Genomic DNA, 20,950 nt, shown 5'->3' on the forward strand with positions numbered 1-20,950 from the left:
GAGTATCACATGAACTATCTACATCAATTTGTGTTCGGCATCTATCCGTACATCGCGCTGGCGATCTTCCTGGTGGGCAGCCTGATCCGCTTCGACCGCGAGCAATACAGCTGGAAGTCGGAATCGAGCCAGACGCTGCACAACGGCATGCTGCGCCTGGGCAGCCCGCTGTTCCACATTGGCGTGCTGGGCCTGTTCTTCGGCCACCTGGCCGGCCTGCTGACCCCGGTGTGGGTGTGGGACACGCTGGGCGTGAGCCACGGCGCCAAGCAGCTGGTGGCGATGGTGGCCGGCGGCGTGATGGGCTCGCTGTGCCTGGTCGGCCTGCTGATGCTGCTGGCGCGCCGCCTGGGCAACGAGCGGGTGCGCGCCCGCAGCACCTTCCGCGACAAGCTGGTGCTGGTGTGGCTGCTGGCCACTCTGCTGTTGGGCCTGACCTCGATCTTCGCCTCGGCCTCGCACATGGACGGCCACGTGATGGTCCAGTTGATGACCTGGGCGCAGCACGTGGTCACCCTGCGCGGCGACGCCGCCGGCTTCATCGTCGACGCGCCGCTGGTGTTCCAGCTGCACCTGTTCATGGGCATGTCGCTGTTCGCGATCTTCCCGTTCACCCGCCTGGTGCATGTATGGAGCGGCTTTGGCGCCGTCACCTACCTGAGCCGCGCTTATCAACTGGTGCGTTCGCGCTAAGGAGACCATCATGGGTATCGCGGTCAACGGCGTCGACATCGACGACAGCGCCATCGCGGCGGAATTGCCGCACCAGGCGCAGGCGGCCAATCCGCTGCGCCAGGCGGTGCACGAGGTGGTGCTGCGCACCGTATTGCTGCAGGAGGCGGAGCGGCTGGGCATTGCCGGCGTCGACGACGACCAGCGCATCGAGGCCCTGTTCGCGCAGGAAGTCACGGTGCCGGACACGGACGAGGCCAGCTGCCAGCGCTATTACCAGAGCCAGCAGCAGCGCTTCCGCAGCGGCGACCTGGTCGAGGCGCGCCACATCCTGTTCCAGGTGACGCCGGCGGCGCCGCTGGAGCTGCTGCGCCAGACGGCCGAGCTGATCCTGGCAGAGCTGCAGGCGCGGCCGCAGCGTTTCGAGGAGCTGGCGCGCCAGTACTCGAACTGTCCGTCGGGCGCGGTCGGCGGCAGCCTGGGGCAGGTGGCGCGCGGCCAATGCGTGCCGGAATTCGACGAGCTGCTGTTCCGCCTGCAAGCGGGCGAGCTGGCCGGACGGCTGCTGGAAACCCGCTTCGGCCTGCACATCGTGCAAGCCCGGCGGCGCGTGAACGGCGCCGTGGTGCCGTTCGCCGCGGTGCAGGCGCAGATCGCCGACGAGCTGCGCCGCCAGTCCTGGCAGCGCGCCTTGCACCAATACCTGCACATCCTGGTCGGCCGCGCCGACATCGCCGGGGTGGAGCTGGACGGCGCACAGTCGCCGCTGGTGCAATAAGGGCCGTTCGGACCGGGCGGGGCCGCGCATTGGGCAGGGCATGGGCGTGCCCCTGCGCGGTCATTGTGGCATTCCTTCGATTTTCTCCCCTATTTTTTTCGGTTTTCCCCAATTTAGGCCGGCAATTCCGGAAATAGCCCAATGCTTGAAAAAGCAGGGCAAAATCGAAGAGAAAATCGGGGCTTTGCCACAAGGAGCGGGGAGGTGCACCCCATGTGCATACTCCTCGGACACTAGTCCTTTCGAACTAGGCCGGCTAAGCCGTCATGCGCAGTGGCAGGACGCTTTCCGGCCGCTACAATGGACTCACCAATCATGACAGGAGAGCGACGATGTTAAGCGACCGTTTTGGTCGATCGATCGACTATCTGCGGGTGTCGGTCACGGATCGCTGCGACCTGCGCTGCACCTACTGCATGCCCAAGGATTTCAAGGGTTACGAAGACCCGCCCGACTGGCTCTCTTTTGACGAGATCGAGCGGGTGGTGGCAGCCTTCGCCCGCCTGGGCACCACGCGCGTGCGCCTGACCGGCGGCGAGCCGCTGACCCGCCGCAACCTGCCGCAACTGGCGACCCGCCTGTCCAGCCTGGAAGGCGTGCGCGACCTGTCGCTGTCGACCAACGGCACCCGGCTGGCGCGCCACGCCGAGGCGCTGGCCGCCTCCGGCATCAGCCGCGTCAACGTCAGCCTCGACACGCTGGACCGCGACTGCATGGCCGGCATCACCGGGCGCGACTGCCTGCCGGCGGTGCTGGACGGCCTGCAGGCGGCCAAGGCGGCCGGCCTGGCGCCGATCAAGATCAATATGGTGGCCATGCGCGGCGTCAACGACGCCGAGATCGAAACCATGGCGGCCTTCTGTATTGAACAACATTTCGTGCTGCGCCTGATCGAAGTCATGCCCATGGGCGAGACCGGCCGCAACACCTCCTACCTGAACCTGGCTCCGGTGCAGCAGCGGCTGGCCGAGAAGTTCCAGCTGGTGCCGCAGGCGCTGGAGCTGGGCGGCGGGCCGGCGCGCTACTGGTCCACGGCCGACGGCAGCGCCAGCATCGGCTATATCACGCCGCTGTCGCAGCATTTCTGCGCCACCTGCAACCGGGTGCGGCTGGCGGTGGACGGCACCCTGTACCTGTGCCTGGGCCAGGAGCAGCAATATCCGCTGGCGCCGCTGCTGCGCGGCGGCGCCAGCGACGCCGAACTGGAGCAGGCGATCCGGGAAGCGATCGAACTCAAGCCCCAGCAACACGATTTTGGGCGGGAACCGACCAAGATCGTGCGCTTCATGTCGCAAACGGGCGGCTAGGTGGACACGCCAGGCGTGTATACTCGGCCGTTGTCACCAATATCAGGAGTCGCCATGTTGAAGCCCGGACTGTTCGCCGGCTGGCAGAAACTGTCGACCCGCATCGTCGGCTTGTTACTGAGTTTTCTCGCGATCGCGCTGGTCGTGATCGGCTCGACCTTGCTGCTGTCCTGGCAGCTCGAGGGCAGCGCCGCCGCCATCAACGTGGCCGGCAGCCTGCGCATGGACAGCTATCGCCTGGCGCTGCTGGCCACGCAAATGGATGGCGGCGCCAACGGCGCGCAGCAGGTCGGCGAGCAGCTGCGGCGCATGGAGCGCACGCTGGAACTGTTGCGGCGCGGCGATCCGCAGCGGCCGCTGTTCCTGCCGCCGACCGCGGCCATCCACGGCGCCTACGCCGAGGTGATCCAGCAATGGCAGGCCGAGCTGGCGCCGCCGGTGCGCGGCCTGCTGGTGGCCGGCGTGCGCGACGGCGCGCAGATCAAACTGATCCAGCAACGCAGCGAACAGTTCGTGCTGCGCGTCGACCAGCTGGTGCACCGCATCGAGCGCGACAGTGAAACCCGCACCTTCTGGCTGCGCGCCTCGCAGCTGACCCTGCTGGCGCTGGCCCTGCTGGGCACGGTCAGCATCATCTACCTGCTGTTCGACATGATCGTGGCGCCGGTGACGCGGCTGCAGGGCGGCATCGAGCGCATGCGCGAGCGGGACTTCAGCGTACGGCTGGAAGTCGACAGCAACGACGAATTCGGCCAGCTGACGAACGGCTTCAACCAGATGGCCGACAAGCTGCAGGATTCCTACAACAACCTGGAGCAGCGGGTCCAGCTCAAGACCAGCGAGCTGGAATTGCAAAACCGCGAACTGGCGCTGCTGTACGACATCGCCTCCTTCCTGCAGCAGGCGCAGGCGGCCGAGCCGATGTGCCAGGGCTTTTTGCAGCGCATCAGCGAGTATTTCCGCGCCGACGGCGGCTCGGTGCGCATCCTGGACCCGCTGCGCGGCAATCTGCACATGCTGGTGCATCAGGGCATATCGGAGCAGCTGGTCGAGACCGAGCGCTGCCTGAAGGTGGGCGAGTGCCTGTGCGGCGAGGCGGTGGTCAGCAAGCTGGCGGTGATCCACGACCTGCGGCGGCGCGCCGACGGCCATACGCTGCAATGCCACCGCGAGGGTTTCGCGACGATTTCGATCTTCCACATTTTCGCGCAGCGCCAGCACATGGGCTTTTTCAACCTGCACTTCCGCGCGTCCACCACGTTCACGGCGGCCCAGACGGCGCTGCTGGAAACCCTGGGCCAGCTGCTCGGCACGGCGATCGAGAACCAGCGCCTGCAGGGCCGCGACCGCGAGCTGGCCATTTCGGAGGAGCGCAACCTGGTCGCGCAGGGCCTGCACGACAGCATCGCCCAGGGCCTGAACTTCCTGAACCTGCAGGTGCAGATGCTGGAGCAGTCGCTGCAGCGCCAGCGCATGGACGAGGTGGAGAGCATCGTGCCGGCCCTGCGCGCCGGCGTCGAGGAGAGCTACCAGGACGTGCGCGAGCTGTTGCACAACTTCCGCACGCGGCTGCAGGAAGGCAACCTGGTGACGTCGCTGGAGACGGTGGTCGACAAGTTCCGCCGCCAGAGCGGCATCGCGGTCGACTTCAGCGCCGATTCGGACGGCGCGCCGTTCCCGCGCGAGCATCAGCTGCAGCTGCTGTTCATCGTGCAGGAGGCGCTGTCGAACGTGCGCAAGCACGCCTCGGCCAGCCAGGTCTGGGTGCGGCTGACGGACGACCAGGACTTCACGCTCAGCGTCAAGGACAACGGCCACGGCTTCGACCCGGCCGCGCTGGAGACGCAGGGCGAGGCCCATGTCGGCGTCAACATCATGCGCGAGCGCGCCCAGCGCATCGCCGCGCAGTTGCAACTGCGCTCGGCGCCGGGCGCCGGCACCGAAGTGCTGCTGCGCCTGCCGCGCGCCCAGCGCCGCGCGGCTTAACCCCAACAAGAAAGGCTGGAGTAGATGGACAAGGAAGCAAATACGATCAGCGTGCTGCTGGTGGACGATCACACCCTGTTCCGCAGCGGCATACGCTCGCTGCTGCAGCGCCACCCGGAGTTTGTCGTGGTGGGCGAGGCGGCCGACGGTTTCGAGGGCGTCAAGCGGGCGCAGCAGTTTAAGCCGCAGGTGGTGCTGCTGGACCTGAACATGCCCGGGATGTCGGGCCTGGAAACGCTGGAACTGCTGCGCCAGGATTGCCCGGACAGCGCGGTGGTGATGCTGACCGTGTCGGAGGACGCGGAAGACCTGAGCGTGGCGCTGAAGGCGGGCGCCAGCGGCTATCTGCTGAAGAATATCGACACCGAATTCCTGGTGCGGGCGATCCGCCGCGCGGCGGCCGGCGAGACCGTGCTGGCCGAGTCGATGACGGCCAAGCTGGTGGCGCAGTTGCAGTCCGGCGCGGCGCCGGCGGTGGCCTCGGAACTCGACAAGCTGACCCCGCGCGAACGGGAGATCCTCGATTGCCTGGCCCGCGGCGAAAGCAACAAGGGCATCGCGCGCACGCTGGACCTGGCCGAAAGCACGGTCAAGATCCATGTGCAGAACGTGCTGAAAAAGCTCAAGCTGAGCAGCCGGGTGCAGGCGGCCGTGTACGCGGTCGAACACCGCATGCACAACGGCGCCTAAGGCGCCGCGCAGGTCAGCCGCCGCAGCAACCGCCGCAGCAGCCGCCGGCGTTGGCGGCCGTGGCGTCCGGCGCGGCTGGCGCCTCGGCCGGCTGGACGCTGGCGGGATAGCCGGCCAGCGACAGCGTGCGCATCAGCCGGTGTGGCGAGACGCGTGTTTCGTCGATGCGCGCGCGGGCCACGCGGTCGCGCAACGAGACGCGCACGTCGCTGACGCCGTCGATTTCGGCCAGCAGCTTGGCGATGGTGTCGGCACAGGCTTCGCCGTCCATGCCGTCGATGAGAAGTTCTGTTTGCATAGCATTCCTTTTGATGTTGAACCCGAATGAAAACCACAGCGACAGCCTAAGCCAAAGCGCGACGCAGGGCGAAGGCGATTTGGATTTTCTTGATCCAGATTATGCGAAACGGGCGCCGGGCTTCACGCCGCGCCATGCCGCGCCGACAATGGTGCGTACCCTTACAGGATGTAGATCATGAGCTTGCTTCACATTGAAGAACCCGCCGGCACGAGGTCCGCGTGGGACAGCAGCCACCCCTTGTGGGCCTTGGGCTTCCGGCCTTTCTATCTGGCGGCGGCGGTGTTTGCCGCGCTGGCGATACCGCTGTGGATGGCGCGCTACCTGGGCTGGTGGAGCGCGGACGTCGCGTCCTGGCTGCATGTGGGTTTCAACTGGCATATGCACGAGATGGTGTTCGGCATGGCGGCGGCGGTGGTGGTCGGCTTTCTCTACACCGCCGCCTTCGCCTGGACCGGTTCGTGGACGCCGGTGCGCGGCAAGCTGGCGGCGCTGGTGACCTTGTGGCTGATGGGCCGGCTGGCGATGCTGGCGGCGGCGCCGCTGGTGGGCGCGGCGATCGACTGGCTGTTCCTGCCGGCCGCGGCCTGGCCGTTGTGGCAGGTGCTGAGCAAGTCCGGCAACAAACGCAACTACTTCCTGGTGGGCCTGCTCGCGCTGATGGCGGTGGCCAACGGCGTGTTCCACGCCATCGCGCTGGGCTGGCTGGCGACCACGCCGATCGCGCCGGCGCAGGCGGCGATCCTGGTCATCGTGCTGATGGAGTCGGCCATCGGCACCCGCATCATTCCCATGTTCACCCGCAACGGCGCGCCGGGCAGCACGCCGCTGGTCCAGCCCAGGCTCGACCGCTGGTCGCTGGGCCTGATCGCCGGCTTCGCGCTGGCCTGGGTGGCCGTCGCGCCGGCCTGGCTGATCACGCCGCTCGGCGTGGCGGCGGCGGCGCTGGTGCTGCTGCGCCTGTGGCGCTGGCAGGCGCTGCGCACCGGCAGCTATCCGCTGCTGTGGATCATGCACCTGTCGTATGCGTGGATCGCCGCCGGCCTGCTGTTGCTGGTGCTGTCGCGCTGGCAAATGGTCAGCGCCAGCGCCGGCTTCCACGCGCTGACGGTGGGTTCGATGGCGGGCCTGATCCTGGGCATGATGACGCGCACCACGCTGGGCCACACCGGCCGGCCGCTGCGCGCGGGCAAGATGGAGACGGCGATGTTCGGCCTGATCCAGCTGAGCGCCCTGAGCCGTGTGCTGTCCGCGCTCGGCTGGGACTACGGCCCGGCCTTGCTGGCGCTCAGCGCGCTGTGCTGGACCGGCGCGTTTTGCCTGTATGTGCGCGTGTATGCGCCTTACCTGGCCAACCGCCGCCTGGACGGCAAGCCGGGCTGATCGTCAGTCCGGCACGAACAGGGCGACGGCGTCCGCTCCCGCCGCCTGGCGCGGCGGGCAGGCCGGATCGGTGGCGGCGCGCCACACCGCCTGCGCCACATCGTCCGCCTCGGTGATGGCGGACGACTGCGCCCAGTCGGCGAACACCTGCTGCGCCAGCGCGGCGTAGGCCTCGGGGATGGCGCCCTGCATGCGCGCCTGGGCGTTTTCGCCGAAGCGGGTAGAGGGCGCCCGTCCCGGCAGCACCAGATGCGTGCGCACGTTGAACTGCTGCAGTTCCAGCGCCAGCGATTCGGTGAAGGCGTTGACCGCCGCCTTGCTGGCCGTGTACACGGACAGCAGCGGCAGCGGCATCAAGGTCACGCTCGATGTCACGTTGACGATGACGCCGGCCTGGCGCTGGCGGAATTGCGGCAACACCGCCTGGCACATGGCGATGACGCCCAGGGTGTTGGTGGCGAACACCTCGCGGGCGCTGGCCATCGCCGTGCCTTCCAGCGCACCCAGCACGCCGATGCCGGCGTTGTTGACCAACACGTCGACCGGGCCGGCCGCTTCGATGGCCCGGCTTATGCTGTCCGCATCGGTGACGTCCAGGGCCAGCACGCGCAGCCGGGCCGAGGGCGGCAGCAGGTCCGCGCGCGGGGTGCGCATGGTGGCGACGACGTTCCAGTCGCGCGCCAGGAAGTAGCGGGCGGTTTCAAGGCCGAATCCGGATGAGCATCCGGTGATCAGTACGGTTTTCATGGGGAACTCCTGTAAATGGTGGGCAGTGGCGGCACTATAGCCAAGCGCCGCCGGACTCGCTGCAATCGAAAGTCCTAGTTTCATTCGCAGGAGTCCAGAAATGATTGATCCATTGACGGAGGTGGTCACGCTCCTCCAGCCGCGCGCCCGCCATTCGAAAGTGGTCAGCGGGGCCGGCGCCTGGCGCATCCACCGTGCCGAAGCCGGCCAGCCTTTCTATTGCGTCGTGCTCGATGGCGGCTGCCGCCTTACGCTGGACGGCCAGCCGGCCATGCTGCTGGAGCAGGGCGACTTCGTCCTGATTCCCGCGGCGCATGATTTCTGCATGGCGAGCATGGAGCCGACCAGCGCCGGCAGCGCCGACAGCGAACCGGTGGCGCTGCCGCATGGCGAGTTCCGGTTGGGCGCCCGGGACGTGCCGGCGCAGGTACGGCTGCTGGTGGGCCACTGCGCCTTCGGCTCGCCGGACGCGGCGTTGCTGGTGTCGCTGCTGCCGCAACTGCTGCATGTGCGTGGCGAGCGGCGGCTGTCGACCATCGTGCAACTGGCGGGCGAGGAATCGCGCGCGCAGCGCCCGGGGCGGGACGTCATCCTGGCCCATTTGCTGGAAGTGCTGCTGATCGAGGCGCTGCGTTCAACGGCCGTGACGGCCACGTCGCCGGGCCTGTTGCGCGGCCTGGCCGACGAACGGCTGGCGCCGGCGATCCGGCAGATGCATGAGAGCATGACCTCGCCCTGGACGGTCGCGCAGCTGGCCAAGGCGGCCGCGCTTTCGCGCTCGGCGTTCTTCGAGCGCTTCAGCCGCGCGCTGGGCGTGGCGCCGATGGAGTACCTGCTGCGCTGGCGCATGGCCAGCGCCAAACACTTGCTGCGGCGGGAAGCGGCGGGCGTGGCGGACGTGGCGCGGCGCGTCGGCTATGGCTCGGCCAGCGCCTTCAGCGTGGCGTTCACGCGCCATGTCGGCGTGGCGCCGGCGCGGTATGCGCGACAGCTCGCGGACTAGCGGCGCCGTCCGGGTCAGCGGAACACCAGCACCGGCATGGCCGCATGGGCCAGCACCCGCTGCGTCTGACTGCCCAGCAGCAGCCGTTGCAGGCCGCCGTGTCCGTGCGTGGCCATGAAGATCAGGTCGCACTTGTATTGCTGCGCCATGTCGACGATCTCATCGGACGGGCTGAACGAGGTGCTCACATGGGTGGTGCAGGGCACGCCCTTGGCGGCGGCCGCCGCGGCGATCTCCTGCACGTGCGCGTGCGCCAGCGCCTGCATGGCGTCGGCATACACCTGGACATCGATCACCGCGCCGAACTCCACGTAGGGCGAGTAGGGATAGGGTTCGGCGACCGACATGGCGACCAGGCTGGCGCCGAGCGTGCACGCCAGCTCGATGGCGGCGACGGCCGCCGCCTTGGACATTTCCGAGCCGTCGCTGGGCAATAAGATGGTCTTGAACATGGATGTTTTCCGCCGCGAGGGCATGGTGGTGGGCTATAGCAACACTATGGCCAGCGGCCCGGAAAAAATCCTTGATTCAGATCAAAAACTTCCCCGCGAACAATTGTTGGTTTTTTTGATTTGGGTCAGAAGCCGCTAGTGCTTTTATGGGCCGGGGCCACTATTGTTGTTGCATGACAAGGAGGAATGACATGAACAACGTGAGAAGTTGGCTACTGATACTGGCCCTGGGCTGCCAGGCCGGCGCGATGGCGGGCGACCTGGCCCAGCGCACGCCGCGAGGCCTCGATTACCTGAGCGGCGGCGTCGGCGAGGACGAGCGGCAGGCCATGCTGGCGGCCCGCGACGACTACAACCTGCGGATGACGTTTGCCACCAGGATCAGCGGCGAGTATCTGGCCGACGTCGCGCTGACCGTCTACGACCAGACCGGCACGCCGGTGGCCACCGCGACCTCGGACGGCCCCTGGTGCTATCTGAAACTGGACCCGGGCAGCTATCGGGTCGTGGCCACGATGCATGGCAAGCCATTGCAGCAGACGGTGGTGATCAAGCCGAACGGCGCGCGCGAGCTGTATTTTTACTGGGACCCGCAATGAGCGCCGCCAGCCACGGCGGCTTGCCGGCACTGCAATTGATCGCCCCCGAGGCGCTGGCGCTCGACGCCGAATTTTCACCGTTGAGCATGGCCCTGTTCAAGGTGCTGCTGCGGCGCCAGTCCAGCCGCGCGTTCGGCGCCGATGAACTGCCGCTGTACGCGCTGTCGCGCCTGCTGTGGGCGGCGTTCGGCATCAACCGGCCGGACCTGGGCTTGCGCACCGCGCCATCGGCCAACAACGGCCAGGAGATCGACATCTACGTGGCCATGCGCGCCGGGCTGTACCGCTTCGATGCGCAGCAGCTGGCCTTGTTGCCGGTCTTGGCCGAGGACGTCCGCGCCGCCACCGGCGGCCAGGACTTCGTCGCCGGCGCGCCCCTCAACCTGATTTATGTGGCCAGCCTCAAGGACGACAGCACGCGCCCGGAAGAGGAGCAGAAATTCTACGCCGCGCTGGACACCGGCTTCATCAGCCAGAACGTCTACCTGTTCTGCGCCGCCGAGGGCCTGGCCACCGTGGTGCGCGGCTGGGTCGACCGCCCGGCGCTGGCTGCCGTGATGGGGCTGGCGCCGCACCAGCACGTGGTGGCGGCGCAGACGGTGGGCTATCCGCCGCAGCGGGAACCGGCCCGGCAATGACGCCGGCGCCTCATTCGGCACGCTGCGCCGGCGCGGCGCAATCGTTGCCCTCGCATTGCAGGCCGCCGCTGGAATAGCGGTTACGCGGATTCCACAGCATCCAGCCGCTGGCCTGGGCCGCCGCAGCGCCGTCGATCTGCGCCTGCACCTCGGCGGCGCCGAACGGCCGGTGGTCGAAGGCGTAATCGCTGAAGTCCTGCAACCAGGGCCGGAAACGGGCGCCGTCCAGGCCGGTGCGCTGCCTGGCGCGCTGCAAGGAGCGGTACACGATGTCGTAGGGATGTTCGAGCGGATTGCGGTAGTTCGGGATGCCCCACTTGAAGCCGGACGGATACAGCATGGGGCAAATATAGTCGAGCGACTCGGCCAGGCGCTCGAGCTGCTGGCCGATCGCGGTGTCGTCGGTATTCCACAGCACGTAGCCGAAGATGTCGGCGGCGACGAACACATTGTAGGGCGCCAGGCGCGCCCGCGCCGCGCCGAGAAAGCCGCTGATCGCGTCGACCCGGCTGGCCTGGGTGCTGGGCTGGGCGTACTGCGCGCCGGGCGCGTCCGGGAAACGCACATAGTCGAACTGGATTTCGTCAAAGCCCAGCCGGGCCGCCTCTTCGGCGATGTCGAGGTTGTACTGCCACACTTCCTGGCGCGTGGGATCGACCCAGGACAGGTCTTCGCCGTCGCGCCACAGCTGTCCCTGGCGGTTCTTCAGCGCCAGGTCGGGCCGGGCGTTGGCCAGCGGATCGTCCTTGAACACCACGATCCTGGCGATCAGATAGATGTTCCGCTGGTGCAGCTGCGCGACCAGCGCCGGCATGTCCTTGACGGTGCGTACTTTCTGGGCGCCGATGCGCTCGGCCAGCGCGATGGTGCTGGCATAGGGAATCATGCCGCGGTCGCTCTTGACGTCGATCACCAGCGCGTTCAACTCGGTCTGCTTGACCAGCGCCAGCGCGGCCTCGCGCAGGGCGTCGCTGCCGATGCCGTAGGACGACAGGTACAGGGCCTTGGCCTGGAACGGCGCCAGTTCCAGCCGCAGCGCCGCGCCGTCGCCGGCGTAGGGCAGCTGCCGGCGCGCATAGCCGGGCGCCCGCACCGCCACGCTGGGTCCCGCCGCCGGCAGGTGGAAGTGGCCGGCCGCGTCGGTCTGCGTGCTGGCGCCGCCGGAGGTGACCGTGGCGCCGGCGATCGCGCCGTGGCCGGCCTGGCTGTAGACGACGCCGTCGATGGCCAGCGCCGGCGGCAGGGCCAGGGCGAGGGTGGCGGCAAGCAGAAGGTGGCGCATGGGGCGGTTTCCGGAAGTAATGGGTGGGGGCGGCGTTGCGTGCATCGAATGTAGCGGCAGAGCTTGTGGCGGCACAGGCGGCTGCTTGATCCAGGTCAAAATCGCATTCAATTTCGGCGCCGCTCGACGGTCCTGCGCCCGGCAGCGGCTATTTGTGGGGCCGTTTTGACTTGTATCAAAATCCGCTACTGACGCTGTCCCGGTTCGTTGCTACAGTGGTTCGGGAACCAAGGCGCGGTCGCCGGCGCGCCACCAATCAATGCACCGGCTTGTTTGACCCGCACAGGAAAATATCATGTTCAAACATTTTTTAATGCCGACCGATGGCTCGGCCATTTCCACCGCCATCCTGCGGCCCTGCATCCAGTTCGCCAAGGAATGCGGGGCGAGCATCACTGCGGTGCACGTGATCCCGGAATTCCATGTGCTGACCTACCAGGTCGAGATGCTGGAGGCCACGCGCGAACAGTTCCGGCAAGACAGCATCGCCCATGCCCAGCGCTATCTGGCGGAAATCGAACAATGCGCGCGCGAGCTCGGAGTGCCGTGCAAGACCCTGGCGCTGCACCACGAGCAGCCGTATGAGGCCATCATCCAGTCCGCGCGCGAGCAGGGTTGCGACCTGATCTGCATGGCCTCGCACGGCCGCCGTGGCGTCAAGGGCATGTTGCTTGGCAGTGAAACGCAGAAGGTGCTGACCCACAGCCAGATCCCGGTGCTGGTGTTCCGCTGACCGCGCGCCCGTTTCACAGGTAGGCCAGCAGCGACAGGATGGAACTGGTCGCCGCGTGCACATCCACCAATCCCACCAGCAAAGCGCCCAGCGTGGCCGCCGCCGTGCCCAGATAGGCATTGGCGTAGGCCATCAACGCGGTCGCGCCGCTCAGGATCACGGCGAACAGCAGCGCCTGCCGGATGCTGAACACGCGGCCGCCGCGCACGGCCGGCGCGGCCGGTTTGGCCACGGTGCGCATCAGCGCGGCCGACACCAGCACCGTGGCCAGCAGCGCGCAGGAGAGGGTGGGCGCGAGCTGCAGCAGCTGGCCCGGCGCGATGGTCAGCGTGACGACCACCAGCAGCAAATAGGTGGCCACGTTCGACAGCAGCGCGCCGACCGCGCACGCGCCCAGCAGCGCCGGTTCGCGCCGGTAGCGCTGCCCCATGGCGGCGGTGGCGGCGACGCTGGAGACGAAGCCCGAGGCCAGCCCCATCAGGGCCAGCCCCATGCGCGGGCCAGCCAGGCGCAAGGCGATATGGGCGCCGGCCTGCAAGGTCATCAGCAGCACCGCCAGGCCCCACAAGCGGCGCGGGTTGACGCCCAGCAGCCAGCCGTTGGCGGCGTCCGGCAACAGCGGCCAGATCACCAGCGCGGCGCCGGCCAGGATCAGGCCGTCGCGCAATTCGCCGCGCTTGAGCGTGACGCGGATGAAGTGGTGCAGCGGCGCGCGCAGGTTCAGCATGGTGGCCACCAGCACCGCCAGGCCGGCCGACAGGGCCGGATAGTCGACCGCGTTCACGCCCAGCAGAAAACTGAGGAACAGCGCCAGTTCGGTGACCATGCCGGCTTCATCGGCGCTGGCGCGGTAGTAGCTGATGACGCAGAACGATGCCACCAGCAGCGCCGCCATCAGGCTCAGCCTGAAGTCGATGAGCTGGGCCAGCGCGCCCGACAGCGCCACCAGCGCGAAGCTGTGCACGCCGGCCAGCGCATGGCCGCTGCCGCCGCCCTTGCGCCGCTCGCGCTCGATGCCGATCAGCGTGCCGCTGCCGAGGGCGGCGGCCAGTCCGATCACGTGGGCGCTGAGACTCATGGCCGCTCCCCGCTACAGCTGGCCATGGCGGCGCGCCAGCGACCGCTTGAGCAGCTGGGCCGACACCAGGTAGGCGGCGACGATGGCGGGCAGCGCCAGCCAGTAGCCGGCGGGCGGCGCCACGAAACCCAGCGCGCCGCCGGCGCCCGACAGCGGCAGCCACACGCCCAGCGCGCAGACCGCCAGCGTGGTGGCCAGCAGCGGCGTGCTGGGCTTGCTCTGCACGAAGGGGATCTTGCCGGTGCGCAGCACGTGCACCACCAGCGTCTGCGTCAGCAGCGATTCCAGGAACCAGCCGGACTGGAACAGCGCCGGCTGGCGGGCGGCGTCGAACAGATACCACAGCGCGCCGAAGGTCAGGTAGTCGAACAGGGAACTGAGCGGGCCGAGGTACAACATGCTGCGCCAGATATTGCCGATGTCCCAGCGGCGCGGCTGGCGCAGGTAGGCGGCGTCCACATGGTCGCTGGCGAGCGCGGTCTGCGAGACGTCGTACAGCAGGTTGTTGAGCAGGATCTGCACCGGCGCCATCGGCAGGAAGGGCAGCAGCACGCTGGCCCCCAGCACGCTGAGCATGTTGCCGAAATTGGAGCTGGCGCTCATGCGCAGGTATTTGCTGATGTTGCCGAACACCTTGCGCCCTTCGATCACGCCGTCCTTGAGCGCCATCAGGCTTTTTTGCAGCAGGATGATGTCGGCCGATTCCTTGGCGATGTCGACCGCGCTGTCGACCGAGACGCCGACGTCGGCCGCCTTCAGCGCGGCGCCGTCGTTGATGCCGTCGCCCAGGTAGCCGATCACGTGGCCGCGGCTTTGCAGCGCCCGGATCACGCGCGCCTTCTGCTGCGGCGCCATCTTGGCGAACACCGACACGCCTTCGGCGCGCAGCGCCAGCGCGGCGTCGTCGAGCGCGTCGATCTCGCTGCCCAGCATCACCTGTTGCACCGGCAGGCCGACGTGGCGGCAGACGCTGCGGGTGACCGTCTCGTTGTCGCCGGTCAGCACCTTGACCGCGACGCCGTAGTCGTTCAGCGCGCGGATGGCCTCGGCCGCGCTGTCCTTGGGCGGGTCGAGGAAGGCGATGTAGCCGAGCAGTAGCAGGTCGGCCTCGGCCGTGTTGTCGAGCGCCTGTTCGCCGGCCGTCAGTTCGCGGCAGGCCACGGCGATCACCCGGAAGCCGTCCTGGTTCAGGTCCTCCACCACCCGGCCCAGCGCGGCGCCGTGGTGGTCCTGCAGCGCGATCACGCCGGCGCCGGTCTCGGCGCGGTCGCACACGCCCAGCACTTCCTCCACCGCGCCCTTGCAGATCAGCACGCGGCTGCCGTCGCGCCGTTCGACCACCACCGACATGCGGCGCCGCTGGAAGTCGAACGGCAGCTCGTCGATCTTGCGGAAAGCGTGGTCGGCGTCCAGATGCTCGTGCACGTCGACATAATTGAGCACGGCCACGTCCAGCAGGTTTTTCAGGCCGGTCTGGTAGTAGCTGTTCAGGTAGGCGTACTCGGTGACCTTGGCCGAGTCGTGGCCTTCAATGTCGACATGGCGCTCCAGGATCACGCGGTCCTGGGTCAGCGTGCCGGTCTTGTCGGTGCACAGCACGTCCATCGCGCCGAAGTTCTGGATCGCGTTCAGGCGCTTGACGATCACCTGCTTGCCGGACATGGCCAGCGCGCCCTTGGCCAGGTTGATGGTGACGATCATCGGCAGCATTTCCGGCGCCAGCCCAACCGCCACCGCCACCGCGAACAGCAGCGCCTCCAGCCAGTCGCCCTTGCTGACGCCGTTGAGCACGAACACCAGCGGCATCATCACCAGCATCGCCCGCACCATCAGCCAGACGAACTGGTTGACGCCGCGGTCAAAGCTGGTCAGCTCGCGCGCGCCGGCCAGGTCGGCGGCGATCTGGCCGAAGCAGGTGTGGCGGCCGGTGGCCAGCACCAGCGCGCTGGCGCTGCCGCTGATCACGGTGCAGCCCATGTAGGCCAGATTGCCCAGCTCCAGCGCGGGCAGGCCGGACGCCGCCAGCGCCTGGCCGTGCTTTTCGACCGGCAGCGCCTCGCCGGTCAGCGCCGACTGGCTGAGGAACAGGTCGCGGCTGGACAGGATGCGCAAGTCGGCCGGGACCAGCGCGCCGGCCGACAGCTGGACGATGTCGCCCGGCACCAGCGCGGCCAGCGCCACCTCGGCCGGCGCGCCGTCGCGCAGCACGCTGGCGGTGGTGGCGACCATGCTGCGCAGGCGCTCGGCCGCCAGGTCGGAGCGGTGCTCCTGGACAAAGGCCAGCAACGAGGACAGCACCACCATGACCGCGATCACCACCGCGCCCCAGGCCTGGCCGGTGAGGAAATTGACCAGCGCCAGGGCCAGCAACAGCAGCGACAGCGGACTGGCCAGCAGCTTCAGGAAGCGCAGCGCGGCGTTGCCGCGGGCCTGGTGGGCGACCGCGTTCGGGCCGTGCTGCCGCAGGCGGACCTCCGCTTCCTGCGCCGTCAAGCCGCCGCTGCGGCTGGCCAGCATGGCCAGGACGGCGTCGGCCTCGGCCGCGGCGTAGGCCTGGAGGGCGGCTTGCCCGGTGGCGCTCACGGCGTCAGGCGCTTGCCGCGATGGAGGCGCTGCTCGTGCGCTTCCTGGCAGGGCAGGCAGTTCTGGGCGGTGGGCTGGACCCGCAGGCGCTCCGGCGCGATCGGCGCGCCGCAGCTCAGGCAGCGGCCGAAGCTGCCGTCCGCCAGGCGCGCGCAAGCGGCATCGAGGCTGCGCAGGGCGGCCAGCTCCTCGGCCAGCCGCGCCAGGTCGCAGCCGGGCAACTGCCGCAGCACGGCCGGGTCATCCAGCGTGGCCTTGCCGTCGAGAATGTTTGACGCCAGCGGCGGCGGCGCCGGCGCCAGGCGCCGTTGCAGCTGCGCTGCCAGTTCGGTGCGCTGGCGCTGCAGGCGCGTGGCCAGCCATTCCAGTTCGGGGGGGAGGGACGGATTCATGGCATCACTGTACGGCCACACCCCGGCGCCGTCTGTAGCGGCCGTTGATCCAGATCAAAATGCCCAAGAATACTAACGGGTGGCGCCGGCCACGGCGGCACCGATTGCCGATCTGGCATTTTTTTTTGTGTTCCGGGGCATTCAATCGTATGATTTGGGTCTGGATGCCGGATGGGCATCGTTTTACAGGACGCGCTGTTGAAAAATCTCGGGATTGAGGGCTTGAGCCTGGAGTGGTTGCTGGCGTCGGCCACCGACGCCATGCTGATCGTCGACCAGGGCGGCCACATCCTGCTGGCCAATCCGGCCCTGGAGCGCCTGTTCGGCTACGGCGCCGGCGAGATGCTGGGGCTGGCGCTGGAGGCGCTGGTGCCGGCCCGCTTCCACGGCGCCCACGTCGGCCAGCGGGACGACTACTTCGGCCAGCCGCGCGCGCGCGCGATGGGCGTGGGCGCCGAGCTGTTCGGACGCCACCGCGACGGCCGCGAGTTCGGCGTCGAGGTCAGCCTGTCGCCGCTGCGCACCTCGCAGGGCTTGGCGCTGGTGCTGGCCACGGTGCGCGACGTCACCGAGCGCAAGCTGGCCCAGCAGGCGCTGCAGGAAAGCGAGGCGCGCATGCGCGCCATCTTCGAGACCGCCGTCGACGCCATCATCACCATCGACGAGCAGGGCGTGCTGGAGCGGCTCAACCCGGCCGCCGAACGGCTGTTCGGCTACGCCGAGGCGGAGGTGGCCGGCCGCAACGTCTCGATGCTGATGCCGCAGCCGCACCGCCAGCTGCACGACGGCTACCTGGCGCACTACCGCGACACCGGCGAGAAGCGCATCATCGGCAAGGGTCGCGAGGTGGAAGGCTTGCGCAAGGACGGCAGCGTGTTCCCGATGGAACTGTCGGTGGTGGAGATGCAGCTGGGCGCGCGCCGCATGTTCACCGGCATGGTGCGCGACATTTCCGAGCGCAAGCGGGCCGAGCAGCACAACCGCCGCCTGATGCAGGAGATCAGCAGCGCCAACGAGGAATTGACCAACTTCGCCTACGTGGTGTCGCACGACCTGAAGGCGCCGCTGCGCGGCATCGGCTCGCTGGCCGACTGGCTGGCCACCGACTACGCCGAGCAGTTCAACGACGAGGGCAAGGAGCACATGCGGCTGCTGATCAACCGGGTGCACCGGATGAGCAGCCTGATCGACGGCATCCTGCAATACTCGCGCGTGGGCCGGGTGCGCGAGGCGCAGTCGGCGGTCGACCTGAACCAGCTGCTGGTGGACGTGGTGGACCTGCTGGCGCCGCCGCCGCGCTTCCGCATCACGGTGGCGCCGGCGCTGCCGACGGTGCAGATCGAGCCGACCCGCATCCAGCAAGTGTTCCACAACCTGATCTCCAACGCCATCAAGTACATGGACAAGCCGGACGGCGTGATCGAGATCGGCTGCGAGGACGACGGCAGCCATTGGCGCTTCAGCGTGCGCGACAACGGCCCCGGCATCGAGACCCGCCATTTCGAGCGCATCTTCCAGCTGTTCCAGACGCTGGCCTCGCGCGACCGGGTCGAGAGCACCGGCGTCGGCCTGGCGCTGGCCAAGAAAATCGTTGAAATGTACCAGGGACGGATCTGGCTTGAATCGCAGATGGGGCAGGGCTGCACCTTCTGGTTCACGCTGCCCAAGTCCGGCGCCCACTTATCCAGAACAGGAAACCCTGCATGAAAGTCATTAACAAACCCATCCTGCTGGTCGAGGACGACCACGTCGACATCATGACCATCAAGCGCGCGCTGAAGGAAATCCATGTCGGCAACGCGGTGGTCAGCATGGAGCATGGCGAGGCGGGACTGGAATACCTGCGCGATCCGACGCAGGAGCGGCCCTGCATCATCCTGCTGGACCTGAACATGCCGATCATGAACGGCATCGAGTTCCTGCAGCAGATCAAGCACGACGCGTCGCTGCGCCGCATTCCGGTGGTGGTGCTGACCACCTCCGAGGAACAGCAGGACAAGGTGCGCAGCTTCGACCTGGGCGTGGCCGGCTACATGGCCAAGCCGGTCGACTACCGCCGCTTCGTCGAGATGATGCGCTCGATCGACCTGTACTGGACCATCAGCGAGATGCCGTGAGTACCTCGCTGCGCGTGCTGATCGTGGAGGACGACGCGGTCGACCGTATGGCCTGCCGGCGCGCGTTCGCCGCCGCCGACGCCGGCTTCGATCTGCTGGAGGCCGATAGCGGCGAGCTGGGCCTGGAACTGGCGCGCAGCCAGCGTCCCGACTGCATCCTGCTCGACTACCATTTGCCCGACCTGACCGGGCTGGAGTTCCTGGCCCACCTGAACCAGGACGCCGCGCCGGGCACGCCGGTGATGATGCTGACCGGCGCCGACAGCGCCGCCGTGGCGGCCGAGGCGATGCGGCTCGGCGCGCGCGACTACCTGGTCAAGGACGTCGACGGCTACTACCTGGAACTGCTGCCGGGCGCGATCCACCGCATGCTGCGCGAGCAGCAGCTGCTCGACGACAAACGCCAGGTCGAGGCGCAGTTCCGCACCCTGGTCGAGCAGATGCAGGCGATCAGCTACATCGCCGAGCTGGGCGGCAGCGGCGCGCTGCGTTACATCAGTCCGCAGATCGGCCTGCTGGGCTACAGTCCGGCCGAATGGCTGGCCGACCCGGCGCTGCACGGCCGCCTGATGGACCCGGCGCAACGCGCAGCGACGCTGGCGGCACTGCAACAGAGCCGCCGCGACGGCAGCCCGCTGCACTTGGACTACCGGCTGCACGCGCGCGATGGCCGGGCGGTGTGGCTGCGTGACCAGGCCGAGCTGGTGCGCGACGAACAGGGCCAGCCGCTGTTCATGCAGGGCATCATGATCGACATCACCCAGATCAAGCTGGGCGAGCAAGCCTTGCTGGCCTCGCAGCAGGCGCTGCGCAGCCTGTCGGCGCACCAGGAGCAGATCAAGGAAAACGAGCGCAAGCGCATCGCCCAGGAAATCCACGACGAGCTGGGCGGGCTGCTGACCGGCATCAAGGCGTATATCGCGGTCAGCATCGAGCGCGCCGCGGCCGCCGCCGCGCCGGCCGAACCCTTGCTGGCCGAGGCGGCCGGGCTGGCCCAGGACGCGATCGATACGGTGCGGCGCGTGATCACCGACCTGCGGCCCAGCGTGCTCGACCAGTTGGGCGTGTGGGCCGCGCTGGAGTGGTACGCCGAACAGGTGGAGCGCCGCTCGGGCCTGCATTGCCAGTGCACGGTGGCCGCCGCCGCCGCCGAGCTGGAACTCGACGCCGGCCGCAGCACCATGCTGTTCCGCATCGCCCAGGAAGCGCTGACCAATGTGGTGCGGCATGCCGGCGCCAGCAACGCCGCGCTGCAGGTCGACTACGCCGACGGCGTGCTGGAGCTGCGCATCAGCGACGACGGCCAAGGCATCGAAGCCGAGCGCCTGCTCAACCGCGAGAGCTGGGGCATCCTCGGCATGCATGAACGCTGCCGTCATTTCGACGGCGAACTGAAAATTACCGGCCGGCCCGGCCAGGGCACCACCCTACAGCTGCGCCTGCCATTGGACGATCAACATGAGTACTAATCCCATCCGTGTATTGCTGGTCGACGACCACGCGATCGCGCGCAACGGCGTGCGTTTGATGCTGAGTTCGGCCGACGACATCCGCGTCGACGGCGAGGCCTGCAACGCGCAGGAGGCGCTGCAACTGGTCATGGCCCAGGAGTTTGACGTGGCGCTGCTCGACATCACCATGCCCGGCAAGAACGGCCTGGAGCTGCTCAAGCAGCTGCGCAGCGAGCGGCCCAAGCTGGCCGTGCTGATGCTGAGCACCTATTCGGAAGACATCTACGCGGTGCGCGCGCTCAAGCTGGGCGCGGCCGGCTACCTGATCAAGGACGCCCCGACCAGCACCCTGGTGGCGGCGGTGCGCAAGGCCGCTTCGGGCGGCAAGCACGTCAGCCCGGCCCTGCTGGAGAAGCTGGCCAGCCTGATCGGCGGCGGCGGCAACGCCGGCCACGACGCCCTGTCCAACCGCGAACTGGAGGTGCTCAAGCTGATCGCGGCCGGCGAATCGCTGGTGCGCATCGGTGAAACGCTGCACCTGAGCCCCAACACCGTGACCACCTACCGTTCCCGCATCCTGGAAAAAATGGGACTCGATAGCAATGCGGAACTGACCCGCTACGCCCTGGAACACGGGCTGATCTAGGTTTTGTAGGGCTTCCCCTACAGGTTTTTGTCGGCCGCCCCCTACGCGACAGAGCCGTGTAGCCCGATGTGCGGCAGCTCCGCCATCGTCGATACTGATCCCATACCAAAGCCGT

22 protein-coding genes are annotated in these 20,950 nt (G+C 68.1%); 15 read left to right on the forward strand and 7 right to left on the reverse strand.

Annotated features, from left to right (window positions below; translation table 11 throughout):
• The first annotated feature begins 9 nt into the window (after positions 1-9).
• From narI to KVP70_RS20490, 5 genes are all read left to right on the forward strand, one after another.
• A complete protein-coding gene (gene narI / locus KVP70_RS20470; RefSeq protein ID WP_217944019.1) occupies positions 10-693 on the forward strand; it encodes a respiratory nitrate reductase subunit gamma in 684 nt (227 codons plus the stop codon).
• A 10-nt stretch (positions 694-703) separates the two neighbouring features.
• Positions 704-1,450: a peptidylprolyl isomerase gene (locus tag KVP70_RS20475; protein WP_217944020.1), complete on the forward strand. Its 747-nt coding sequence runs from the start codon at positions 704-706 to the stop codon at positions 1,448-1,450.
• A 332-nt stretch (positions 1,451-1,782) separates the two neighbouring features.
• The gene (moaA, locus tag KVP70_RS20480; RefSeq protein WP_217944021.1) at positions 1,783-2,757 is read left to right on the forward strand and encodes a GTP 3',8-cyclase MoaA; all 975 of its coding nucleotides are present in this window, start codon (positions 1,783-1,785) and stop codon (positions 2,755-2,757) included.
• A 54-nt stretch (positions 2,758-2,811) separates the two neighbouring features.
• The gene (locus tag KVP70_RS20485) at positions 2,812-4,743 is read left to right on the forward strand and encodes a type IV pili methyl-accepting chemotaxis transducer N-terminal domain-containing protein (protein ID WP_217944022.1); all 1,932 of its coding nucleotides are present in this window, start codon (positions 2,812-2,814) and stop codon (positions 4,741-4,743) included.
• 24 nt (positions 4,744-4,767) lie between these two features.
• Complete coding sequence (locus KVP70_RS20490) at positions 4,768-5,433, forward strand: response regulator (protein ID WP_217944023.1); 666 nt, start codon at positions 4,768-4,770, stop codon at positions 5,431-5,433.
• Positions 5,434-5,446: 13 nt separating this feature from the next.
• Here the strand turns inward: KVP70_RS20490 and KVP70_RS20495 are convergent, their stop codons facing one another.
• Positions 5,447-5,731 (reverse strand): heavy-metal-associated domain-containing protein, encoded by a 285-nt coding sequence (locus KVP70_RS20495; RefSeq protein ID WP_229224965.1) that lies wholly within the window; start codon positions 5,729-5,731, stop codon positions 5,447-5,449.
• Positions 5,732-5,908: 177 nt separating this feature from the next.
• Here KVP70_RS20495 and KVP70_RS20500 point away from each other — a divergent pair, with 177 nt between their 5' ends.
• Positions 5,909-7,114 carry an NnrS family protein gene (locus tag KVP70_RS20500; RefSeq protein WP_217944024.1) on the forward strand — a complete coding sequence of 402 codons (1,206 nt, stop codon included), beginning with the start codon at positions 5,909-5,911 and terminating at the stop codon, positions 7,112-7,114.
• 3 nt (positions 7,115-7,117) lie between these two features.
• Here the strand turns inward: KVP70_RS20500 and KVP70_RS20505 are convergent, their stop codons facing one another.
• Entirely contained in the window at positions 7,118-7,861 is a 744-nt protein-coding gene (locus KVP70_RS20505; protein WP_217944025.1) for an SDR family oxidoreductase, read from the reverse strand.
• Positions 7,862-7,961: 100 nt separating this feature from the next.
• Between KVP70_RS20505 and KVP70_RS20510 the strand changes: the two genes are divergently transcribed.
• Positions 7,962-8,864 (forward strand): AraC family transcriptional regulator, encoded by a 903-nt coding sequence (locus KVP70_RS20510; RefSeq protein WP_217944026.1) that lies wholly within the window; start codon positions 7,962-7,964, stop codon positions 8,862-8,864.
• A gap of 14 nt (positions 8,865-8,878) precedes the next feature.
• Here KVP70_RS20510 and KVP70_RS20515 read toward each other — a convergent pair whose 3' ends face one another.
• The gene (locus KVP70_RS20515) at positions 8,879-9,316 is read right to left on the reverse strand and encodes a universal stress protein (RefSeq protein WP_217944027.1); all 438 of its coding nucleotides are present in this window, start codon (positions 9,314-9,316) and stop codon (positions 8,879-8,881) included.
• Between KVP70_RS20515 and KVP70_RS20520 the strand changes: the two genes are divergently transcribed.
• The 3 genes from KVP70_RS20520 to KVP70_RS20530 are packed head-to-tail and all read left to right on the forward strand — an operon-like array spanning position 9,315 to position 10,553.
• A complete protein-coding gene (locus KVP70_RS20520; protein ID WP_217944028.1) occupies positions 9,315-9,455 on the forward strand; it encodes a hypothetical protein in 141 nt (46 codons plus the stop codon). The genes KVP70_RS20515 and KVP70_RS20520 overlap by 2 nt on opposite strands.
• 52 nt (positions 9,456-9,507) lie before the next feature.
• Complete coding sequence (locus KVP70_RS20525; protein ID WP_217944029.1) at positions 9,508-9,915, forward strand: carboxypeptidase regulatory-like domain-containing protein; 408 nt, start codon at positions 9,508-9,510, stop codon at positions 9,913-9,915.
• Positions 9,912-10,553 carry a nitroreductase family protein gene (locus KVP70_RS20530; RefSeq protein ID WP_217944030.1) on the forward strand — a complete coding sequence of 214 codons (642 nt, stop codon included), beginning with the start codon at positions 9,912-9,914 and terminating at the stop codon, positions 10,551-10,553. Before KVP70_RS20525 ends, KVP70_RS20530 begins: the two co-directional genes overlap by 4 nt.
• 10 nt (positions 10,554-10,563) lie before the next feature.
• On the opposite strand, the gene KVP70_RS20535 is transcribed toward KVP70_RS20530, so the two are convergent.
• On the reverse strand, positions 10,564-11,835 hold the full coding sequence (locus tag KVP70_RS20535) for a putative glycoside hydrolase (RefSeq protein WP_217944031.1): 1,272 nt from the start codon (positions 11,833-11,835) through the stop codon (positions 10,564-10,566).
• A gap of 295 nt (positions 11,836-12,130) precedes the next feature.
• On the opposite strand from KVP70_RS20535, the gene KVP70_RS20540 reads away from it, so the two are divergent.
• Positions 12,131-12,568 (forward strand): universal stress protein, encoded by a 438-nt coding sequence (locus KVP70_RS20540; protein WP_217944032.1) that lies wholly within the window; start codon positions 12,131-12,133, stop codon positions 12,566-12,568.
• A gap of 13 nt (positions 12,569-12,581) precedes the next feature.
• Here the strand turns inward: KVP70_RS20540 and KVP70_RS20545 are convergent, their stop codons facing one another.
• The 3 genes from KVP70_RS20545 to KVP70_RS20555 are packed head-to-tail and all read right to left on the reverse strand — an operon-like array spanning position 12,582 to position 16,621.
• Positions 12,582-13,646 carry an MgtC/SapB family protein gene (locus tag KVP70_RS20545; RefSeq protein ID WP_217944033.1) on the reverse strand — a complete coding sequence of 355 codons (1,065 nt, stop codon included), beginning with the start codon at positions 13,644-13,646 and terminating at the stop codon, positions 12,582-12,584.
• Positions 13,647-13,658: 12 nt separating this feature from the next.
• Complete coding sequence (gene mgtA, locus KVP70_RS20550; protein ID WP_217944034.1) at positions 13,659-16,229, reverse strand: magnesium-translocating P-type ATPase; 2,571 nt, start codon at positions 16,227-16,229, stop codon at positions 13,659-13,661.
• On the reverse strand, positions 16,226-16,621 hold the full coding sequence (locus tag KVP70_RS20555; RefSeq protein WP_217944035.1) for a TraR/DksA family transcriptional regulator: 396 nt from the start codon (positions 16,619-16,621) through the stop codon (positions 16,226-16,228). Before KVP70_RS20555 ends, mgtA begins: the two co-directional genes overlap by 4 nt.
• Before the next feature lie 171 nt (positions 16,622-16,792).
• On the opposite strand from KVP70_RS20555, the gene KVP70_RS20560 reads away from it, so the two are divergent.
• The 4 genes from KVP70_RS20560 to KVP70_RS20575 are packed head-to-tail and all read left to right on the forward strand — an operon-like array spanning position 16,793 to position 20,835.
• On the forward strand, positions 16,793-18,328 hold the full coding sequence (locus KVP70_RS20560) for a sensor histidine kinase (protein WP_229224966.1): 1,536 nt from the start codon (positions 16,793-16,795) through the stop codon (positions 18,326-18,328).
• Positions 18,325-18,738: a response regulator gene (locus tag KVP70_RS20565; RefSeq protein WP_217944036.1), complete on the forward strand. Its 414-nt coding sequence runs from the start codon at positions 18,325-18,327 to the stop codon at positions 18,736-18,738. Before KVP70_RS20560 ends, KVP70_RS20565 begins: the two co-directional genes overlap by 4 nt.
• The gene (locus KVP70_RS20570; RefSeq protein WP_217944037.1) at positions 18,735-20,207 is read left to right on the forward strand and encodes a hybrid sensor histidine kinase/response regulator; all 1,473 of its coding nucleotides are present in this window, start codon (positions 18,735-18,737) and stop codon (positions 20,205-20,207) included. Before KVP70_RS20565 ends, KVP70_RS20570 begins: the two co-directional genes overlap by 4 nt.
• On the forward strand, positions 20,197-20,835 hold the full coding sequence (locus KVP70_RS20575; RefSeq protein WP_026335377.1) for a response regulator: 639 nt from the start codon (positions 20,197-20,199) through the stop codon (positions 20,833-20,835). Before KVP70_RS20570 ends, KVP70_RS20575 begins: the two co-directional genes overlap by 11 nt.
• Positions 20,836-20,950 lie beyond the last annotated feature (115 nt).

The sequence above is a fragment of the Duganella violaceipulchra genome (assembly GCF_019166075.1).
GTDB classification, from domain to species: domain Bacteria; phylum Pseudomonadota; class Gammaproteobacteria; order Burkholderiales; family Burkholderiaceae_D; genus Rugamonas; species Rugamonas violaceipulchra.